The 2325-nt window shown below is 67.4% G+C and carries 1 protein-coding gene; it reads right to left on the bottom strand.

Annotated features, from left to right (window positions below; genetic code table 11):
- Positions 1-52: 52 nt before the first annotated feature.
- Positions 53-2188, bottom strand: coding sequence for a flagellar biosynthesis protein FlhA (gene flhA, locus V7Q42_RS21375; protein ID WP_333826292.1), 2136 nt, complete (start codon positions 2186-2188; stop codon positions 53-55).
- Positions 2189-2325 lie beyond the last annotated feature (137 nt).

Consider the following 2325-nt stretch of genomic DNA (forward strand, 5'->3'; position numbering starts at 1 on the left):
AGTGAATCACGTCAGCAGACGGTCGTCGAGGGCTATCCGCGCACAGGTCTCATCAGATCGTCCCGACCGTCTTCAGCCGCATGCGCGGGTGGACCTCGGCCTGGCTCATGATCACGGTGTGGGGGCGGAAGCGTTCGACGATGGAGCGGACGTGGGGGCGGATGCCGGGGCTGGTCAACAGCACCGGAATCTCGCCGATGCGCGCCGCGTCCTCGAACCCGTCGCGCACCGAATTGACGAATTCCCCGAGCTTGGAGGGCGCCATGGCGAGGCTCTTCTGCTCGCCGTCGCCGACCAGGGCCTCGGCGAAGGCGACCTCCCAGGCCGGCGACATGGCGAGGATCGGCAGGTAGCCCATGGGCGACAGGTTCGCCGCCGAGATCTGGCGGGCGAGACGGCCGCGCACGTGTTCGGTGATGGTCTGCACCGAGCGTGAGTAGGCCACCGCCTCGGCGACGCCCTCGAGGATGGCGGAGAGGTCGCGGATCGAGACGCGCTCTGCGAGCAGGCCCTGCAGCACCCGTTGGATGCCGGACATGTTGATCTGCGAGGGGACGATGTCCTCGAACAGCTTGTGCTGCTCCTTGGGCAGATCGGCGATCAGCTTGGAGACGTCGGCGTAGGAGAGGAGGTCGGCGATGTTGGCCTTGAGGATCTCGGTCAGGTGGGTGGAGAGCACCGTCGGCGGGTCGACGACGGTGAGGCCGCGGATCGCCGCCTCCTCCTTCAGTGCCGGATCGATCCAGGTCGCCGGCAGGCCGAAGGTCGGCTCGGTGGTGTGGGTGCCGGGCATGTCGATCGGCCGACCCTCGGGATCCATGACCATGAACTGGTTGGGGTAGACTTGACCGCGGCCGGCCTCGACCTCCTTGATCTTGACCACGTATTCGTTGGGCTGGAGCTGGACGTTGTCGAGCAGGCGACAGGCCGGCATGACGAAGCCCATGTCGGCGGCGATCTGGCGGCGCAGCGCCTTGATCTGGTCGGTCAGCCGGTCGGTGCCGTCGGGGGCGTTGATCAGCGACAGGAGGGCGTAGCCGAGTTCGATCCGCAGGTCGTCCATCTTCAGCGCTTCGCTGATCGGCTCTTCCTTGGGTTCGGCGGCGGCCTGTTCGGCGAGGGCCTTCTCGGCGACGGCGGCGGCGGTGGAGGCGGTCTTGCGCTTTTCGGCGAGGAGGGCGAGGGCGCCGGCGCCGCCGGCGAGCGCCAGGAACGGCAGGGTCGGCATGCCGGGCAGCATGGCGAGAGCGATCATCACCGCCGACGACATGCCGAGGGCGCGGGGATAGCCGGAGAGCTGGCCGAACAGCGCCTTGTCGGCGGCGCCCGAGACGCCCGCCTTGGAGACGAGCAGGCCGGCGGCGGTCGAGACGATCAGCGCCGGGATCTGGGTGACGAGACCGTCGCCGACGGTCAGCGTCGTATAGGCGTGGGAGGCTTCCGAGAAGGTGACGCCCTGCTGGGCGACACCGATGACGATGCCGCCGATGACGTTGATGAAGGTGATCAGCAGGCCGGCGATGGCGTCGCCGCGGACGAACTTCGAGGCGCCGTCCATGGCGCCGAAGAACGAGCTCTCGCCTTCCAGTTCCTTGCGGCGGCGCTTGGCCTCCTTCTCGTCGATCAGGCCGGCGGAGAGATCGGCGTCGATCGCCATCTGCTTGCCGGGCATGGCGTCGAGGGTGAAGCGGGCGGCGACTTCGGCGATGCGTCCGGAACCCTTGGTGATGACGATGAAGTTCACGATCAACAGGATCGCGAAGACGATGATGCCGATGACGAAGTTGCCGCCCATCACGAAGTTGCCGAAGGCTTCGATGACGTGGCCGGCGGCGGAGGTTCCCTCGTGGCCGTGGCCGAGGATGAGGCGGGTCGAGGCGAGGTTCAGCGACAGGCGCAGCATCGTGGCGATGAGCAGCAGGGTCGGGAAGCTCGAGAATTCCAGCGGCGTCTGGATGAACAGCGAGGTCATCAGGATCAGCACCGACAGGGTGAAGCTGATGGCCAGGAAGGCGTCGAGCATCCAGGGGGGGAGCGGCACCACCAGGACGACGAGGATGGTCATCACGCCGAAGGCGAGACCGATGTCGCCGCGCTTGGCGTTGGCGAGGAGCTGCGCCGGGGTCGGCAGCCCGAAGGGCATGGCGAAGGACTTCGGAGAGGTGCCGCCGGCGGTCGTGTCGGACATCGATCGGGCCTTCGCGCGCGAACCGAGAATCGCCCACGGGACGTCCGGAGCGCTGGGCAAAACTTGCCCAGCGCATGGTTAACCCGTCAAATTCACGGCGCCTTGAATCTCACCCGGGTTGCGGCAATCGATGCGAG

It is taken from the genome of Pinisolibacter sp. (assembly GCF_036782435.1).
Lineage (GTDB): Bacteria > Pseudomonadota > Alphaproteobacteria > Rhizobiales > Ancalomicrobiaceae > CALBKH01.